Genomic DNA, 18,440 nt, shown 5'->3' on the forward strand with positions numbered 1-18,440 from the left:
CGCGATCAGCCGGAGATGCCGGGGCGCGCGAACGGGCGCGCCCCGGCATCCATGCAGGAGCGATCAGCGAATGTGGCGCCCGGAGATCGCCCGCGCCCGATCACCAGCCGCTGGATCTCGCTCGTCCCCTCGAAGATCGTGTAGATCTCGGCGTCGCGGTACATCCGCTCGACGGGATGCTCCCTGCTGTATCCGGCGCCGCCCAGGATCTGGATGGCCTTCTCCGTTGCGGACACGGCCAGTTCGCCCGCGCGCAGCTTGGACATGGAGCCCTGACCTCGAAGGTCGCCATCGCCGCCTGCCCTTTGGCGTTCGTACCCTCGCGGGCACGGGCCAGCCTGGGCGGCGAAGCCGTGCACCCAGTTGCGCAGATCCTGCTGCTCCTCGGTGAGGGCGAGCGAGAAGTAGCTCACGGGCTCAGGCCTTCGGGATGTCGAAGCAGCGGGTCGGGCCCGAGGCCGGCGAGACATCACCGGCGACCTTCAGCTTGCGCATCATGAACATCGTCACGGGATTGCCGTTGCCGGAGACCAGTTTGAGGAACTCGGCGTCCCCCGTCACCAGCGTCGTGCGTGGTTCGGCCTCGGAACGGCCCTCGCTGACGGTGCAGCGGCCCTCGGAGATCGAGGTTTCGAAAACCACTTCGCTGTCACCGGTCATCTTCCAGCGGATCAGGGCCTTCAGCTGCCCCGCGGCCTCCGGGCGGAACTGCTGCTTCATCCGGCCGAAGACTTCGCCCAGTACGCGGGAGCGCAGTTCGCCGTGCATGACCTCGCCGAGCTGCTTGGCTGAGACGCCCTTCACGATGCGGGCGAACTCTCCGGGGGAGACGGCCGCGAAGTCGAGCCCGGCCAGTTCGTCGGTGAGGTCGCCGCTGCTGTTGTCGGCCACGCCAGTTCCTTACTCCGGAGTAAACTTACTTTTGAGTAAGGTAAGGGTCGTGCCGTCCCTTTGCAGGGCGGGAGCGGAGTGGGGGGAGGTGCGGGCGGCTCACCAGGAGCTGCCGGGGCGCACCGGCAGCCGAGGATGGTGGGCGGCGAGGATCTTGTTGGCGCGGGCCAGCTCGGCGAGTGACTGCTCGCGGTCGGCCTGGTCCTCGACGCAGAGCCGCGGACCGCGGAACCTGCGCACCTCGCGCGCGGCGCATTCGGCATCGAACTCCGCCTCCACGATGTGCGGCGGGATGCAGGACCCGATCAGCGCGGCGACCCGGTCCGGGATCGGCACGGGGACGAGGAGGTGCGAGGCGGTCATGGGGGGTTCTCTCTCGGATGGTTGGCCAGGAGGCGGTTCTCGGCGCGGCCGCCGGGTGGGCGGCCGACACCTCCATGTGTACGGGACGCACTTCCGGGTTTCTCGTTGAGAACGTCTCCGTGTGGCAACCGTTTGGGAGTGACCGGCTATTTTGCCTTACCCGTAAGTAAGTTGACTCCGCGTGAGGAACGTGCTCGGGTCGGGATCCGCGCTGCGCCGATCAGAGTGGTGTGCCGTCGCTGCGGGCACGCAGCCGCATCGCGCGGAGCACGGCCTCGGTCGAGAACCGGGACTCGGGGTCGACGAGTTGCTCGCCGAAGATGGATTCGAGATTGCGCATCCGGTAGCGGACGGTCTGCGGGTGTACGTCGAGCAGCTCGCCCATCTGGGCGGCGGTGCCACGGGTGTCGAGCCAGATCCGCAAGGTCTCGATCAGCCGCTCGCGCCGATTGGCGCTGATACCGGCGATCGGGGCGAGTTCGCGCCGTGCGAGCTGGTCGAGGAGGACCGGGTCGGAGAGGAGCCACAGGGTGATGAGGTGGTCCTCGCAGAGGATGACGGGTGCGTCGTCGATGACGCCTGCGTCGACGAGTTCGAGGACGCGACGGGCCCAGCGGACCGAGTCCGAGGCCAGGGAGGTGGGAACGGTCAGGCCGATTGCGGCGCGGGCACCCGGGAGCGCGTGATCGAGCATGCGTCTTCGCATCTCGTCGAACGGTCCCGGGATCAGTAAGTGCGGCTGCGGGTCGGTGAAATCGACGAGGACGTCGCGGTCGGCGCCGAGCCGTCCCAGCTCCGCCGAGGGGCGTACCGCGACGAGAGTCACCTCGTCGGGCAGTACCCAGCCGGTCTGCTCACAGAGTCCGGCGATGGCTGTACGGGGTACGGGCCGGCCGGCGAGTACCAGATGCAGCAGACGCCGCCGGAGGGTGTCCGTGTGGTCGACGGAGGCCGCCCGGACCTCCAAGTAGCCCTCGCGGGACAGTGCTTCGAGCTCATCGACGTACGAGAAGAGGGCGTCGGCGAAGGTGAGCATCATCGTGGGGGAGAGGTTGTAGCGCCGGCCCACCTTCTTGGCCCGGCGCAGCGCGATCCGGGCCCCCAGCCGGTACGCGCCCTGCAACTGGTCCAGGCTGCGTCCCTCATACGCCTCGAACCTGCCGAACCTGCGGCACATCTCGTCGCGCAGTGCGGAGGGAGCGGCCGGCTCGGCGACCTGGTCCACGAAGACGGAGATGCTCTGCTCGACGCCGACCCGGATGCCCTGGCCGTAGGGACCGTCGAGCAGTCGCGCATACTCGGGGTAGGCGCGGGTCACCTCCAGCCCGATCTCCTGGATCAGGCTGGGGAGCTCGGGCCGCACGATCGCGGCGAACTCCTGCGGCAGCGGTCCCAGTGGTTCTCCGAGGTCCGAGGGCTGTACAACTCCCGGCATGCCTGCATCCCTTGCTCTCCGGGCGCCCGATGGGGGGTGGGCCGTGGGAGGAGCGCTCCCAAGCCGTCAGGTGCGTACCAACGTGGGCTGCTGAAGATAGTCCAAGCAGGGGCGCGTGGACACAGTCGTGACAGCACGAGATGCAAGGGGCACGTATTGCCGTGCCGGGTCCGGGCCGCAGGCGTCCCGGGACGGCCGGGGTTCCGGCGGCCGGAGCGGGCCCGCAATCAGGTTCGGCGCGGGGTGACAAGGAATTCCCGGAGCGCCGGGGAATCCTTGTACGGCCGTCACCTGTAATGGAAAGCGAGTTGCGATCGGTATTCCGGTGGTAATTCGACTGTGCAGGCGCCGCGAAGTCAAGGGCCCTCGCTCCGGCGGCCGCGCAGCGCGCCGGTCGGGTCCGGCATCGTCTCGCAACTGTGGTTGTGACGTGGGGTGTTGCCGGGCGGTTCGGCTGCCGGTCGGTCGATCCGACGGGTGCGCGCCGCACCACCGCCGGGCCGGAACTACTCACTTCTGGATAAGAACCCATGAGCCCGTACTCGCCCCGGAACAAATTATTGAGCGACGAGGGCGCATCCGGAGATTCTTCGGCCCGAGTGTTGCGAAGCAACATTACTCGCCCGTAGCGTCTTCGCCGAACGCAAGTGGTCGCGCAGTCGGTCAGGTCGGACTGCCACTTCTCTGTCCTGTGACCCCGCCCCGGGAGTTTTGCCCCATCCGGCCGGAGGCGAGTTCCGGCACCGGGTCACACATCCTGAAGGGATACGGATCCGTGAACACCCTTGCACGCAGAGCCGCAGTCGTAACCGCCGCCCTCGGCGCGGCCATCGGAATGACGGTGTCGTCGGCCTCGGCCGGTGCCGCCTCGTCATGGTCGGCCACGCCGTCGGGCGCCTTTACCGCCCGTGCCGTCGGCCCGACGCTGGACGTGCCGCTCGCGTCCCTCTACTGCGATTCCTCCGACGCCGGCGGAACCCTTCTGGCGACCGACAGCGACGGCCTCGGAATCGGTGCCATCAACACCATCAAGTTCAACACGTGTGATGTGGCCGGCATTTCCTTCACGGTCACCATGAAGGCGTCGCCCTGGAAGATCGACGCCCTGTCGGTCGACTCGGCGAACCCGAACAGGGTCAAGGGCAATGTCAGCTCCATCTCGGCCCACGTCTCGGGGATCGGCTGCAGTACCGACTTCACGGGAACGGTCCACGGCTACTACGACAACAGCACAGGTGACCTGGTCATCGACGGCACCGGAAACGAGCTCGTCGCCTCGAACGCCAGCTGCCTCGGCCTCATCACCAACGGCGACGTCGCCAGCTTCAACGCGTCGTATCACGTGACCATGACGTCGACGGGCACGTCCCCGGTGCTGTCCACTCCTTAGACCGACCGGCAAATGGGGGGCGGCGTCGCGGGGCTGGGCACGCACATCTGCGGCGTTGTCGTCAATCACCAACGCTCCGCGTTGGCTCAATCCTCCGCCTTGCAGCTGCACGCACCCAGCCCCGCTCCTTCTCCCACCCCCCATTTGCCGGTCGGTCTTAATACGTGCCGTGAACATGGGCCGGGCCGTAGGTGCGCAGATTCTGCCGCCTTCGGCCCGGACCGTTCATTGTCCCAGCGCCGTGGGCACGGCGCCGCACAAGGCAACTCGCTGGACGGCAGGAAGTAGAGGACAGGGCCGACATGACCGTAAAGACACCTGTATCCGCCGGCAGACGGTCTGTACGCCTGGCCTCGGTTGCGGCGGTCGCCACGCTTGCGGGCCTGCTGTCCGGTCCCGGGTCGGCCGCAGACGACTCGGATGCCGTTGCCGCGGTGACATATGACTGCCGGCTGCCTTCCGGTCCCGAGCAGGTGTCGATGGAGGTGCGCGCGGACTTTCCGGAATCCGGAGAGGTGGGCGTGGAGATGAGTCCGCGGGACGTGAGTATCACGGTGGAACTGGCGGGCGCCGACCTCGCCTCGCTCCTGCCGGCCGACACCACCACGGTGATGAGCACGGCGAGGCTCGACGTCGAGGTGGCGCAGAACGATCGGACGGCCCAGGCGCAGTGGACGGACTTCGCCTCCCCCGCCACGTCACTGACCGCCGACGAGGACGTGCGGTTGGTCCACGCCGGACAGGTCCCCTCGGTCACCGTCGGTGCGGCGGGCGATGTCACGTTCACGGCGGGGAAGCTGACGTTGGAGCTGAGCGCCGCCGCCGACGGGCAGGGGTCCGAGGCCGATCCCGTCGTCCTGCAATGCGAGAGGGGCGCAGAGGAGCCGGGGCGCCTCGGCGCGATCCCGGTAGTGGGTGAGGAGGCATCGGGAGCACCGCAGACCACGAAGCCGGGCGAGCCCGGAGACGGGAGCGGCGAGAAGAACAACGCCATCACGGTGACGCCGCAGGACGAGCCGGCCGAGGACCCGGCCGATCCGTGTCCGGTCGACCCTCCCGTGGGGGAGATGGACACCAGCGACGCGCCGAAGCCTGCCCCGGGCGCCGACCTCGTCGTGCGCGACCTGCCCGGTGTCTACCCCGGTTGTGCGTACGCCGTGGGGGTGGCCAATGTCCGCAAGCTCAATGGCGCGATGATCATCAATGATCCGGCGAAGAAGCCCGCGCTGATCAGCGTCTACGCGAACAAGCGGTCGTCAACCCGTCGGCCGACACAGGCAGGGGGGGCGTTCACCCAATTCGACTCGATCGGCAATCTCAAGCTTCCCGACGCCGAGTCCACCTTCCTGACTTTCGGGTTCCAGCCGGTCTCCGCCAAGGTGGAGTTCGAGAACGGACCTTTGACGATCTCTACGGGAACCGCGATCCCTCATCCCCCCGTACGGGAGAACTTCGCGGTGGCTTCCTTCAAGCAGTCCTTGCGGCTGTACGACGTGAAGGTGAACGGCGTCGCCCTGGATGTGGGGAACGACTGCCGGACCGCTTCCCCCTTCAAGGTCGTTCTTCGCGGAGATTTCACCAAGGATCCGAAGTACACGAATGTGCTTCAAGGCGGCTTGATGAGCGGCGTGGTGACCATTCCGGCCTTCTCCGGCTGCGGAACAGGTGGTGAAGACCTTGACTCTCTGTTCACCGCCTCCATCTCCGGTCCAGGTAACGCGATCATCATGAATCAGGGCACCACCTGTATTCCCATTGAGCCCTCGACCATCTGCCCGGCGACCATGCCGACGATTCCTGGCACAAAGTCGTGAAGCCTCTGAGGGGACATGGCGAAACGCGGTACACCGACGCCGGATAGGCGGACTGTTGCAGGGGAAGCCGACATCTCACATAGGCCGCGTCCGAGGGAGCCTGCGACGTCGCCCGGTGGTCCGTCTTCGACCCGGACGAGGTGTCGACCCGCGCCAATGGCCTGCTCATTTCCATGAGCCGCGGCCTTTTCGTCACGTGCTGCTTCTGGCGGCCGGCGCACTTGCCGTTGCGCGCGCAGGGCACGTTCCGATGGTGCCGGCCGCCTCCCCGGGCCGCTTCGGCATCATCCTCGAAAGAGGTGACCCGACCCTCGGCATCCCGGCCGGGAACTCCTGGCCGACAGGGCTCTCCCAGGTGGTGTCCGATCCAAGGCGCCACGACGTGGCCGACGTCCGGCGCCCCTGGCAGCCGGGCCGGCGACGGACGGTCGTAGTCCGCGCCCCGCCCACGAGCTGCCCGTCCGCGATGCGCTCGTACGCCCCGGTGGGGCCACCTCCACCAGGAGCGTGACCCCACCGGGGCGTTGGGTACGGCACGGGCAGTGGCTACTGGGCCGCCGAGTGCCAGTACTGCGACAGCAGCTTGCCCGCGTCGGGGGCGACGCTGCCGGGGTTGTTGATCGTTGCGACGTACGTCTGGGCGTTGTTGAGGACCACGCTGTTGTTGCCGGAGGCGGACGGCAGCCCGGTCTTCAGGTTCACCGCCCAGTTGAGCAGGCCCAGCCCGCAGCCACTGGCCCCCGGGACCGCGTACGTCGTGTCGGTCTGGTTGGCGCCCACGAGGCTGATCCGGCCCATGGGGCCGGTCGCGTCGGTGGTGCCGTCGCCGGCGAACTGCTGGGTGCTGATGGCCGGGCGCGTCAGGTTCTGTGGGCGGAGCAGGATCGGGTCCGAAGCGGAGCCGATGTAGCACGAATTGCCGAGGAACGGGTTCTCCAGGTGGATCCGCACCGGCAGCGTGATGATCGGCTTTCCGGTGGTGGTTCCCGCGAGGAGCCGGAAGTCGCTGGGGCTGTTGACGGACTCGATGGTGGCGGTCACCCGGTTAAGAGTGTTGTCGGTCAGCTGGTTGCAGATGCCGGTGATCACGGGAATGTCGCTGGGGCACATCAGGCCGAGCAGCCCGCCAGGGATCTGCGCGGAGTCGGCGACGAGGGCGCCGCCCGGAGGTGAGACCACGGTCGCCCCGCCGCCCGGATGCGTGACCACCCCGACCTGGAGGTCGCTGGCGCCCACCGGAACCACGGTGTTGCCGAGCTTGATGGAGCCGCTCGCCGAGTGTGAGGAGACGCAGACGGCGGTGTCGGTCGCCCCGTCCGCGGCCAGCATGGCGGGAGCGTCCACCGGACAGCGGGTGAAGGGCGCCCAGTTGCCGTTCAGGCTCGTGGCGGCGGTGGCCGACCCCATGGATGCGAAGGCGGCAAGTGCGGTGAACGAGGCCAGCAGCCCCACGCGCGCCCGGTTCGAACCAGATCTCATGTCTTCCCCTTTTTGAGGCAGCCGTCATCGAGGCGGCCCGGTGAGTCCGGAGTTGCTCGGTCTGCCTGCGGCGCCCCGAAGTCGGCATGGTTCGGTCATGGCGTGAGGGGTGCGCAGACCATAGGTGTGCGGAATGCGGGTGCCGGGGTCCGCAGCGAGCAATGCCGGTTCGGACTCCCCATTCACCGAGCCGTGAGGTTACTGGCGAGAAACACTGGCGCACAATCCCGCCGTTTGAGAATCTGCCCGCGAATGTGACTTCTCGTCCGCGGGTGAGTGCTGGGCAAGGACACCTTGTCAATCGGTGCGCATGGACCCAGGACGGAACTCGACGCCGTCGCGACTCGTGACCTATACGGAATTCGGTTCCCGCTTGTGCGTTCGCGCCGGTCCGGACGGTCGTCGGGCGGCCGGCCGTGACCGCTGAGGTCTCGCCACCAGGGCTGAGGAACTTGTCACTTGCCGATAAATCCTCTGGGTCTCCTACTCAGTCAATGCAAAGAACTCGACGGCTCGACGCGGGCTCGCGAAAACTTGGAGAACTGGTATTGCGGGCCAGGTTACTCAGCCGTAACGTCGCCCTCGTCGGCAACTCGGGCGGTGCGTCCGGAGCTTGCTCACCCGTCAGGAAGGGAACGCCGTCGTGGCTCCCCACGCCGGAATTCCCTGCCCGGGAGCCCCCGGTCCCGTACCTCCAGGCGGGGCGGCGCTCTCACTCTGGGGCCCCGCGGCTCCGGCCCCCCTGGGCCGGGCGGCCCCAGCCTGCACCGACTGTTGCGAGTGCGCAGTTCTTTACAAGGTTTGAGTGAAAGTTTGTCACTGAATGACAAGTGGGCCGGTCGTTCACGAATTGGCTGTTCAAGGGCTTGTCCTGGCGGTGTCGGTGAACTTAACGTGCGCCCCTCGGCGCACTTCTGTCACTTCGTGAGCGCATGCAGGAGGTGGGATGGGAATCGAAGTAGTTGTCGAAGGCCTTGCCAAGTCTTTCGGTAAGCAGAACATCTGGCAGGATGTGTCGCTCACGCTCCCCGCCGGCGAGGTCAGCGTCATGCTAGGCCCGTCGGGTACGGGAAAGACCGTCTTCCTCAAATCCATCATCGGCCTGCTGAAGCCCGAACGCGGTCGCGTCCTCATCAACGGCGTCGACATGGTGAACAGTCCCGAACGAGACATCATGGAGACCCGCAAACTCTTCGGGCTCATGTTCCAGGACGGTGCCCTTTTCGGATCGATGTCGCTGTTCGACAACATTGCCTTCCCCCTGCGCGAGCACACCCGGAAGAAGGAATCCGAGATTCGCCGCATTGTCATGGAGCGGATCGACATCGTCGGGCTCCTCGGTGCCGAGGGGAAGCTGCCCGGTGAGATCTCGGGCGGCATGCGCAAACGGGCCGGTCTCGCCCGTGCGCTCGTCCTGGACCCGCAGATCATCCTCTGCGACGAGCCGGACTCCGGACTCGACCCCGTCCGCACCGCCTACCTCTCGCAGCTCCTCATCGATCTGAACGCGCAGATCGATGCCACGATGCTGATCGTCACCCACAACCTCGACATCGCGGCGACCGTCCCCGACAACATGGGGATGCTGTTCTGCCGCAACCTCGTCACCTTCGGGCCGCGAGAGGTACTGCTCACCAGCGATGTGCCGGTCGTCTCCCAGTTCCTCTCCGGACGCCGCGAAGGCCCCATCGGCATGTCCGAGGAGAAGGACGCCGCCACCCTTGCCGCCGAGCAGCTCAACGGCAACGGCAACGGAAGCGATTACAGCTTTGCCCCGCGGACCGTCGTACCGCAACTGGAACCCTCGCCCGGAATGCCGGTCCGTCAGGCCGTCCAGCGCCGCCGGGAGCGCGTTCTCGGCATGATGGGCCAGCTCCCGGAGGCCGCCCGTACGGCCATCATGAACAGCTACACCCCAGCCGCCGGCGGTGCACGCCCGTGACGGCCGAGATTCCGGTGGGGCCCCCCGAGCCGCCCACCACCGATGCGACGCCCCCGCGGCAGCCCCCCGCGCAGAAACAGCCGACGAGGCTGCTCGCACCGCTGCGTGAGACCGGGAGGCTGTTCGCGCTCGCCCTGTCCGTGACCCGCGCGGTCTTCCGAAGACCTTTCCAGGTGCGGGAGTTCATCGAGCAGTTCTGGTTCATCGCCAGCGTCACCATCCTGCCCGCCGCCCTCGTCTCCATCCCGTTCGGCGCGGTCATCGCCCTCCAGGTCGGCTCGCTCACCGAGCAGCTCGGCGCCCAGTCCTTCACCGGCGGCGCCAGCGTCCTCGCCGTCATCCAGCAGGCCAGCCCGCTCATCGTTGCGCTGCTCATCTCCGGAGCGGGCGGATCGGCGATCTGCGCCGATCTGGGGTCGCGGAAGATCCGTGAGGAACTCGACGCGATGGAGGTCATGGGCGTATCGCCCATCCAGCGCCTCGTCGTCCCGCGCGTCCTGGCCACCATGTTCGTGGCCGTCCTGCTCAACGGCCTGGTCTCCGTCGTCGGCACCCTGGGCGGCTACTTCTTCAACGTGATCATGCAGCACGGGACCCCCGGCGCGTACCTGGCCAGCTTCTCCGCCCTCGCTCAGCTGCCCGACCTCTACATCAGCGAGTTCAAGGCGCTGATCTTCGGGTTCATCGCGGGCATCGTCGCGGCCTACCGCGGGCTGAACCCGCGCGGCGGTCCCAAGGGCGTCGGCGACGCGGTCAATCAGTCCGTCGTCATCACCTTCATGCTGCTGTTCTTCGTGAACATGGTCCTCACGGCGATCTATCTCCAGATCGTCCCCGCGAAGGGGAGCTGAGAGAAGATGCCCATGCTCGGCTGGCTGGATCGCTCTGGCGATCAACTCACCTTCTACATACGCGCGTTGATCTGGATCCCCCGAACCCTGCGCCGCTACCTCAAGGAGGTGCAGCGCCTCCTCGCCGAAGTCGCGTTCGGCAGCGGCGGCCTCGGTGTCATCGGCGGAACCATCGGCGTGATGATCGCGATGACGCTCTTCACGGGGACGGTCGTCGGTCTCCAGGGGTACGCGGCTCTCAACCAGATCGGCACCTCCGCCTTCACCGGCTTCATCTCCGCCTACTTCAACACCCGTGAGATCGCCCCGCTCGTCGCCGGACTCGCTCTCTCAGCCACCGTCGGCGCCGGCTTCACCGCCCAGCTCGGCGCGATGCGGATCAACGAAGAGGTGGACGCCCTCGAAGCGATGGGCGTGCGATCCATGCCCTACCTCGTCACCACCCGGGTCATCGCGGGAGTCGTCGCGATCATCCCGCTGTACGCGATCGGACTGCTCTCGTCGTACGTCGCGTCCCGCTACGTCACCGTTCTGTTCAACGGGCAGTCGCAGGGCACGTACGACCATTACTTCAACCTCTTCCTCTCCCCGGACGACGTACTGCTGTCGGTACTCAAGGTGCTGATCTTCAGCGTGATGGTGATCCTCGCCCACTGCTACTACGGATTCCGGGCCGAGGGTGGGCCCGCCGGGGTCGGTATCGCCGTCGGGCGGTCGGTGCGCAACGCGATCGTGCTGATCAGCGTCACCGACTTCTTCCTCTCGCTCGCCATCTGGGGTGCCACGACGACCGTGAAGGTGGCCGGATGATGAACACGCAGACGGTACGCCGCCGGCTTGCCGGAGCCAGTTTTCTGCTCGTCCCCGCCGTACTCGTGTGGGTGTCGGTCGCGGTGTACAACAAGGACTTCACCCACGACGCCACCGTGACCGTACGGACCGGGACCGTCGGCAACGAGATGCACGACAACGCCGATGTGAAACTGCGCGGTGTCGTCGTCGGCCAGGTCCGCGACATCGCGGCCGAGGGGGACGGGGCCCGGCTCACCCTCGCCATCCAACCCGGCAAACTCGACCGGATTCCGGCCGACGTCACCGCCCAGATGCTGCCCACCACCCTCTTCGGGGAGCGGTTCGTGGCACTCGTACCGCCGGAGATTCCCTCCGTGCAGTCGCTGAAGGCGGGGGCCGTCATCCCGCAGGACCGCTCCAGCAACGCCATCGAGCTGGAACAGGTCCTCGACAACGTGCTGCCGCTGCTCACCGCCGTACAGCCGCAGAAGCTCTCCGCGACCCTCACCGCCGTCTCCCAGGCACTCGAAGGGCGGGGCGACAAGCTCGGCGAGACCCTGGTCACGCTCGACGCCCACCTGAAGAAGCTCAACCCCCAACTGCCCAAGCTCAACGCCGACATCAAGGAACTCGTCAAGGTGAGCACCGTGTACGCGGATGCGGCGCCGGACGTTCTCGACGCGCTCACCGACTTCACCACCACCAGCGGCACTCTCGCCGAACAGCAGGCCGGGCTCGCCGACCTGTACGGGTCCACGACCGCCTCCGCCCAGGACGCCACCACCTTCCTGCGGAAGAACAAGGACAACCTCATCCGGCTCTCCGCAACAGGCAGGCCGACGCTGGAGATCCTCGCGAAGTACTCGTCGGAGTTCCCCTGCACCCTGCGCACCATGGCCGGGTTCGTCCCGGCCATGGACAAGGCGCTCGGCAAGGGCACCGATGAACCCGGTCTGCACGTCACGCTGAAGACCGTGCCCTCCAAGGGGAAGTACGTGGCCGGGAAGGACACCCCGGTCTACGACGCGACCGGCGGACCGCACTGCTACTCCCTGCCCTACGTCGGCAACACCGTGCCGACCGCGGACGCCCGCGCGGCGGCCGGCCAGGGCACTCCGCCGGTTTCCACGCCCGGCGCCCCCGAAGAAGTGGCGGCAGCGGACGCGTCCCTCGGCATGCCCAACTCCCCGCAGGAGAGCCGGCTCGTCAACGAGCTGGTGGCTCCCTCACTGAAAATCCAGCCGCAGACTCTGCCCGAGTGGAGCAGCGTGCTCATCGGTCCGGCCTTCCGCGGTGCGGAGGTGAAGCTCAAGTGAAGCGCAGCTCCCTCGCCGGGCCACTCGCGAAATCGATCGTCTTCATCCTGGTCACGGTCCTGGCCACCACCGTCCTGGCCCTGTCCATCGCCAACACGGGCGTCGGCAGCACCGTTGCGTACGGAGCCCGGTTCACCGACGCGACCGGACTGATCGTCGGCGACAGCGTCCGGATTGCCGGGGTCAAGGTCGGGCAGGTCGAATCCATCGAGGTCGCCGACAGGCGGCTCGCCGAGGTCGGCTTCAGCGTCCAGAAGGGCCGGAAGCTCCCGGCGTCGGTGACCGCGTCCATCAAGTACCTCAACATGGTCGGCCAGCGGTACATCGACCTCGACCAGGGGGCGGGCCCGGTCGGCGAGAGCTTCACCGCCGGCTCGACCATTCCGCTCTCCCGCACCACCCCGGCACTCGACCTCACCCAGCTCTTCAACGGTTTCCAGCCGCTCTTCGAAGGGCTCTCGCCGCCGGACGTCAACGAGCTCGCCGGCTCCATCGTCCAGGTGCTCCAGGGCGAGGGCGGCACCGTCGACAGCATCCTGCAGCACGTCGGCTCGCTGACCGGCACGGTCGCCGCCAAGGACAAGGTGATCGGCGAGGTGATCAAGAACCTCAACACGGTCCTGAAGACCGTCAACGACCGTGAGGCCGGCTTCAACGACCTCGTCGTCACACTGCAGAAGCTCGTCACCGGTTTCTCCGGCGACCGTAAACCGCTCGGCCGCGCGGTCACCGCGATGGGCGCGCTCACCACCGTCACCGCGGACCTGCTCAACGACGGCCGGGGGCCGCTCAAGGACGACATCAAGCAACTCGGACGCCTGTCCGACCGGTTGGCGGACAACTCGCCGAAGATCGAGAACTTCCTGGAGAAGACCCCGGCCAAGATGGCGGCGATCAGCCGCCTCGCCTCGTACGGCTCATGGCTCAACCTCTACCTCTGCGAGGCCAGGATCAGCGGTGTGACGACCAGCGACGGCAGCACACCGCCCACCGGCATCGAGATCACCCAGCCGAGGTGTCTGTCATGAGAATCAAGCCCGTACGGGAACGCAACCCCGTCGCCGTCAGCATCGTCGGCCTGCTGGTCCTGGCCCTCGTCGGACTCGCCGCCTACCGCGCCGACTCGCTGCCCTTCATCGGCGGCGGTACGACATACAGCGCCGACTTCACCGAATCGGCCGGGCTCGCCGACGGCGACGGAGTGCGGATCGCCGGAGTGAAGGTCGGTGAGGTCACCGGGATCTCCCTCGACGGCGCCAAGGTGAAGGTCACCTTCCGGGTCAAGGACGCCTGGATCGGCAACTCCAGCACCGTCGGCATCGCCATCAAGACACTGCTCGGCGAGAAGTACCTCGCTGTCGACCCGCTCGGCAACGCCCCGCAGGACCCGCACGAGCGCATCACGGCGAGCCGCACCACATCCCCGTACGACGTCACCCAGGCGTTCAACGGCCTCGGCGAGACCATCGGGGAGATCGACACCGCACAGCTCGCCAAGAGTTTCGAAACGATCTCCGCGACGTTCAAGGACTCCCCGCCGGATGTGAAGAGCGCTGCGAACGGGCTCTCCGCACTCTCCAGGACCGTCTCCGAGCGAGACGCGCAGCTCGCCACGCTCCTCAAGGGCAGCAAACAGCTCACCAAGACCCTCGCCAACAAGAAGAGCAGCTTCGAAACCCTCCTGGAGGACGGCAATCTGCTTCTCGGCGAAATCCAGGCGCGCCGCGACTCGATCCATCTGCTGCTGACCGGCACCCGCGATCTGGGAGCCCAGCTCACCGGGCTCGTCGCCGACAACAGCAAGCAGCTGAAGCCCACGCTCAACGCGCTCAGCCGGGTCACCGCGGTCCTGCAGAAGAACCGCAAGAGCCTCGACAAGGTGTTGTCGCTCGCCGGGTCGTACAACAGGCTCGTCGGCAACACCCTCGGCAACGGCCGCTGGTTCGACAACTACGTCTGCGGTGTCGTCCCGAAGAACTACCTGCCCGCCGGCACACCACCGGCGACCGGGTGTATGCCTCCCAAGCAGGAAGGCGGCAGCTGACATGAGACTCACGCGCATCGTCGGCATCGGCGCCGGACTCGCCGTCGTGGCCGTCGCGGCCACCACCGGGGTCATGGCCCTGGACGAAGAAGGAACGACGACCGTCACCGCGTACTTCGACCAGGCCACCGGTGTCTACGCCGGATCGGACCTCCGGATCCTCGGCGTGAAGGTCGGCACCGTCGAATCGGTGAAACCGCACGGCAAGGAGGTCAAGGTCGTCCTGCGCGTCGACAAGGGCATCAAGGTCCCCGAAGAGGCGCACGCCGTCGTGGTCGCGCCCAGCCTCGTCGCCGACCGGTACATCCAGCTCGCACCCGCCTACAACGGGGGAGCGGTCCTGGCAGACGGTGCCGAACTGCCCGCCGCGAACAACGCGACGCCGGTTGAGGTGGACCAGTTGTACGAGTCCATCACCGAACTCTCCAGCGCGCTCGGACCGGATGGGGCGAACGCCCAAGGAGCGTTCGCCGGGCTCCTCGACACCGGGGCGAAGAACCTCAAGGGCAACGGCAAGGACATCGGGGACTCGATCGAACAGTTCGGCAAGGCCACGAAGACCCTCGACAAGAGCAGCGGGGACCTCTTCGACACACTGTCCTACCTGCAGACCTTCACCACGATGCTGAAGGAGAACGACGGCAATGTGCGCGCCGCCGAGCAGCAGCTGAACTCTGTGACCGGCTTCCTGGCCGACGACAAGAAGAACCTCGGTGCCGCGCTCAAGGAGCTGGGCACCGCACTCGCCCAGGTCAAGACCTTCATCCAGGACAACCGCGGGGCACTCAAGAAGAACGTGGACGCCCTGGTACCGCTCACTCAGACCCTCGTCGACCAGCGGGCCTCGCTCGCCGAGTCCCTCGACACTCTGCCGCTCGCCGCGGGCAACGTCATCAACGCCTACGACCCGACGAACCGGACCCTCAACGGCCGGACCGACCTCAACGAGCTCAGCATGGGCGGGCCGCTCACCGAATCCACCGTGAGTCTCGAAGGACTCTCCCCGGTGACCGCCGAACGGCAGAAGACCCTGCCCTCGCTGCCGCTCCCGGCCGTGGGCACCGTCTACGGCACGCCGGAGGGCACCCGGACAACGACGAACAACACCAAGGGGGCGAACCGATGAGCCGTACCCTCCGCAGACCAGGAGCTCTCGCGACCACCGGCGTGGCCACCCTGATCGCCTTCGGCCTCTGCTGCGTCCTCGTCGTCAGGGGCTGCGAGGCCCCGCGGTTCAGCGGCATCGAACAGCTGCCGCTGCCCGGTGGCGCGGACCTCGGAGACCATCCGTACGAGATCACCGCCGACTTCGCGGACGTACTCAGCCTCGCCCCGCAGTCCTCGGTGAAGGTCAATGACGTCTCCGTCGGCCGCGTCACCAAGATCTCCCTCGCCCCGGACAGCTGGCAGGCCAGGGTCACCATGCGCGTCAACGGGAAGGTGGAACTGCCCGCCAACGCGTATGCCCACCTGGAACAGTCCAGCCTCCTCGGCGAGAAGTACATCCAGCTCTCACCACCCGCGACCGGCACCGCCCGGGGCACACTCACCGACGGTGCGAAGATCCCGCTCACCCGCACCAACCGGAACCCCGAGGTCGAAGAGGTTCTCGGCGCCCTGTCGATGCTCCTCAACGGCGGTGGCATCAACCAGCTCAAGACCATCACGACCGAACTCAACAAGGCGTTGGCCGGGCAGGAACCGCAGATCCGGTCCATGCTCAGCCGCGTCGACACCCTCGTCACCAACCTTGACGACCACAAGAAGGACATCACCGAGGCACTCGACGGTGTCAACCGGCTCTCCACCACCCTCGCCACCCGCAAACAGGATGTGGGCAAGGTCCTCACCGGGCTCAGCCCCGGGATGAAGGTCCTGGAGAAGCAGCGCGGCTCGCTCCTCACCATGCTGCGCGCACTCGACACCCTCTCCACCGTCGCCGTCGACACCGTCAACAAGAGCAAGGCGGACACGATCGCCGATCTGAAGGCCATCGCCCCCACCCTCAAGGCGCTCGCCGACTCGGGCAACGACCTGCCGGACTCCCTCCAGGTGCTGCTCACCTACCCGTTCACGGACGAGGTGCTGCGCGGTGTCAAGGGCGACTACCTCAACGTCTACCTGGACATGACGGCCGCCCCCGGGACTCAGATCATCCCGCCCTACGACCCGGACGCCGGCACGGCGACCGGAACGTCGGCAACGGCCAGGTCGGCCGGCTCGGGACTGCCGCTGCCGCTTCCCTCGATCACCACTGAGGGAACGACCACGACCACGCCTTCCGGAACGCCTTCCCAGAAGCCTTCGGACAAACCGTCGGACATGCCTTCGGCCTCGGAGGGGGGCAACGGATGATCACCCTCGCCATCCGGCTGAAGAACATCTCGTTCCTGATCATCGCAGTGCTGGTGCTCGGCTATCTGGGTGTCCGTTACGCCGACCTCGGCCACTACATCGGCATGCGTGACTACTACACCGTCAAGGTCCAACTCACCCGGACCGGCGGGCTGTTCACCCACTCCAACGTCACCTACCGGGGGGTCTCCGTGGGTCGTGTCGGCCCGATCGAACTCACCGACGACGGTGTGGAGGCCGAGCTGCGCATCGACAAGTCCGCACCCCCCATCCCCGACGACCTGAAGGCCGTCGTCGCCAACCTCTCCGCCGTCGGCGAGCAGTACGTCGACCTGCGGCCGACCCGCGCCGACGGGCCCTACCTGGAGAACGGCTCGGTCATCGACCAGGCCGACACCACCGTCCCGGCACCGGTGACGAATGTCCTCACCAGCGTCAACGACCTCGCCGGTTCGGTCGACCTGGAGTCGCTGCGGACCGTGGTCGACGAGTTCGGCACCGCGTTCAACGAGCACGGCGACGATCTCCAGATCCTCCTGGACACCGGCAGCGACTTCGTGCAGGCGGCCGACGACGCACTGCCCACCAACACCAAGCTGATGGCCGACGGCGAGACCGTTCTGCGCACCCAGGCCGAACAGGGCGAAGCACTCAAGGGATTCGCCTCCGGGGCCAAGGAGCTGGCAGCCCAGCTCAAGGGCTCCGACACGGACCTCCGCAAGCTGATCGTCGCCGCGCCCGATGCGGCCGAGCAGATCAGCGGAGTGCTGCGCGATCTCGACCCCGGTTTCGGGATCGTCGTCGCGAACCTCCTCACCACGTCCGAGGTCGCCGTCACCCGGCAGCGCGGCATCGAGGAGCTCCTCGTGAAACTGCCCGCGGTCGCCGCGGCCGGAGCGAGCGCCGTGGACGAGGACGGCGCCCGGTTCGGTATGTCGGTCACCTTCTTCGAACCGCTGCCCTGCACCGCCGGATACGGCGGCACGACCTATCGCAACGGTCTCGACACGACAACCGGTCCCGAGGTCAACACCAAGGCGCGCTGCACCTCCTCACCCGGCACCGGCATCAACGTACGCGGCAGCGCCAACGCGCCGAAGGGCCCAGCCGTACCCGAACCCGCCAAACCGGGCTCGATGCTCCTGGGCGCCGACGCGGGAGGCACGCTCCCGGGCGCACTCGGGGCCACGACGAACACGTCACCCGCCACGAACGGCATGGCCGGGCTGCTGGGACTGGAGGCCGGCGAGTGAACTCCCGTACCAGAGGTCTCATGGGCTGGGCGGTCGTGCTCGCCGCCGTACTGATCTGCGCCTTCGGCGCCCGGTCGTACACACAGGCGCGTGGCGACGACACCCTCGCTTACGCGAAGAGCCGCGACGCGGCCCTGGCGGCGGGCAAGCATCATCTCGCCCGGCTGAACAGTCTGAACGGCAAGGACGCCACGAGCGTGGACGCGGGGCTGCGGCAGTGGCTCGATGTCTCCACCGGGCCGCTGCACGACCAGCTGAAGCGAACCCGGAGCAAGGATGCGAACGACCTGAAGAGGAGCGGCAGCACGGCCCGCGGCACCGTCACCGACGTGGCGCTCACCGCGCTCGACGAACGCGCGGGTACGGCCGAGCTGATCGCGACCGTCGTCGTCCGGGTCACACCGCGCACCGGCGGGGGCGGTACCGAGCGCAAGCGGTTCGAGGCCACTCTCGCCCGTACTCCGGCCGGCTGGAAGGTCAAAGCACTCACCGCGATTGCGGTGGGTGCCGCATGA

General features: G+C 67.4%; 16 protein-coding genes and 1 pseudogene. 12 read left to right on the plus strand and 5 right to left on the minus strand.

All coding sequences use genetic code 11. The features are described from left to right. Window positions 1-63: 63 nt before the first annotated feature. From ACZ7IB_RS12595 to ACZ7IB_RS12610, 4 genes and pseudogenes are all read right to left on the minus strand, one after another. Window positions 64-278: pseudogene (locus ACZ7IB_RS12595) on the minus strand (acyl-CoA dehydrogenase family protein); the annotation flags it as partial. A 139-nt stretch (window positions 279-417) separates the two neighbouring features. Continuing rightward, window positions 418-891: an SCP2 sterol-binding domain-containing protein gene (locus tag ACZ7IB_RS12600; RefSeq protein ID WP_470912032.1), complete on the minus strand. Its 474-nt coding sequence runs from the start codon at window positions 889-891 to the stop codon at window positions 418-420. Between the two features lie 99 nt (window positions 892-990). After that, window positions 991-1,254 (minus strand): hypothetical protein, encoded by a 264-nt coding sequence (locus ACZ7IB_RS12605; RefSeq protein WP_383072865.1) that lies wholly within the window; start codon window positions 1,252-1,254, stop codon window positions 991-993. Between the two features lie 220 nt (window positions 1,255-1,474). After that, a complete protein-coding gene (locus ACZ7IB_RS12610) occupies window positions 1,475-2,689 on the minus strand; it encodes a PucR-like N-terminal domain-containing protein (protein WP_470912036.1) in 1,215 nt (404 codons plus the stop codon). Between the two features lie 775 nt (window positions 2,690-3,464). Here ACZ7IB_RS12610 and ACZ7IB_RS12615 point away from each other — a divergent pair. Beyond that, a complete protein-coding gene (locus ACZ7IB_RS12615; RefSeq protein WP_470912037.1) occupies window positions 3,465-4,079 on the plus strand; it encodes a hypothetical protein in 615 nt (204 codons plus the stop codon). 302 nt (window positions 4,080-4,381) lie between these two features. After that, complete coding sequence (locus ACZ7IB_RS12620; RefSeq protein WP_470912040.1) at window positions 4,382-5,893, plus strand: DUF6801 domain-containing protein; 1,512 nt, start codon at window positions 4,382-4,384, stop codon at window positions 5,891-5,893. Window positions 5,894-6,439: 546 nt separating this feature from the next. On the opposite strand, the gene ACZ7IB_RS12625 is transcribed toward ACZ7IB_RS12620, so the two are convergent. Further along, window positions 6,440-7,372, minus strand: coding sequence for a hypothetical protein (locus tag ACZ7IB_RS12625; RefSeq protein WP_470912042.1), 933 nt, complete (start codon window positions 7,370-7,372; stop codon window positions 6,440-6,442). A gap of 946 nt (window positions 7,373-8,318) precedes the next feature. Between ACZ7IB_RS12625 and ACZ7IB_RS12630 the strand changes: the two genes are divergently transcribed. From ACZ7IB_RS12630 to ACZ7IB_RS12675, 10 genes are read left to right on the plus strand one after another with little or no spacing between them, the layout of a single operon-like run. Further along, on the plus strand, window positions 8,319-9,314 hold the full coding sequence (locus tag ACZ7IB_RS12630) for an ABC transporter ATP-binding protein (RefSeq protein WP_470912043.1): 996 nt from the start codon (window positions 8,319-8,321) through the stop codon (window positions 9,312-9,314). Further along, window positions 9,311-10,165, plus strand: a complete 855-nt coding sequence (locus ACZ7IB_RS12635) for an MlaE family ABC transporter permease (RefSeq protein WP_470912045.1) — start codon at window positions 9,311-9,313, stop codon at window positions 10,163-10,165. The genes ACZ7IB_RS12630 and ACZ7IB_RS12635 overlap by 4 nt, the downstream gene beginning before the upstream one ends. Before the next feature lie 6 nt (window positions 10,166-10,171). Beyond that, window positions 10,172-10,975, plus strand: coding sequence for an MlaE family ABC transporter permease (locus tag ACZ7IB_RS12640; RefSeq protein WP_470912046.1), 804 nt, complete (start codon window positions 10,172-10,174; stop codon window positions 10,973-10,975). Continuing rightward, window positions 10,972-12,273, plus strand: a complete 1,302-nt coding sequence (locus ACZ7IB_RS12645; RefSeq protein WP_470912048.1) for an MCE family protein — start codon at window positions 10,972-10,974, stop codon at window positions 12,271-12,273. The genes ACZ7IB_RS12640 and ACZ7IB_RS12645 overlap by 4 nt, the downstream gene beginning before the upstream one ends. Continuing rightward, window positions 12,270-13,301, plus strand: a complete 1,032-nt coding sequence (locus ACZ7IB_RS12650; RefSeq protein WP_470912051.1) for an MCE family protein — start codon at window positions 12,270-12,272, stop codon at window positions 13,299-13,301. The genes ACZ7IB_RS12645 and ACZ7IB_RS12650 overlap by 4 nt, the downstream gene beginning before the upstream one ends. Further along, window positions 13,298-14,317: an MCE family protein gene (locus ACZ7IB_RS12655; RefSeq protein ID WP_470912052.1), complete on the plus strand. Its 1,020-nt coding sequence runs from the start codon at window positions 13,298-13,300 to the stop codon at window positions 14,315-14,317. The genes ACZ7IB_RS12650 and ACZ7IB_RS12655 overlap by 4 nt, the downstream gene beginning before the upstream one ends. Before the next feature lies 1 nt (window position 14,318). Next, on the plus strand, window positions 14,319-15,443 hold the full coding sequence (locus ACZ7IB_RS12660) for an MCE family protein (RefSeq protein WP_470912054.1): 1,125 nt from the start codon (window positions 14,319-14,321) through the stop codon (window positions 15,441-15,443). Further along, on the plus strand, window positions 15,440-16,672 hold the full coding sequence (locus ACZ7IB_RS12665) for an MCE family protein (RefSeq protein ID WP_470912056.1): 1,233 nt from the start codon (window positions 15,440-15,442) through the stop codon (window positions 16,670-16,672). Before ACZ7IB_RS12660 ends, ACZ7IB_RS12665 begins: the two co-directional genes overlap by 4 nt. Continuing rightward, window positions 16,669-17,925, plus strand: a complete 1,257-nt coding sequence (locus ACZ7IB_RS12670) for an MCE family protein (protein WP_470912058.1) — start codon at window positions 16,669-16,671, stop codon at window positions 17,923-17,925. The genes ACZ7IB_RS12665 and ACZ7IB_RS12670 overlap by 4 nt, the downstream gene beginning before the upstream one ends. Continuing rightward, window positions 17,922-18,440: a hypothetical protein gene (locus tag ACZ7IB_RS12675; RefSeq protein ID WP_470912060.1), complete on the plus strand. Its 519-nt coding sequence runs from the start codon at window positions 17,922-17,924 to the stop codon at window positions 18,438-18,440. The genes ACZ7IB_RS12670 and ACZ7IB_RS12675 overlap by 4 nt, the downstream gene beginning before the upstream one ends.

It is taken from the genome of Streptomyces sp. NPDC037301 (assembly GCF_055602785.1).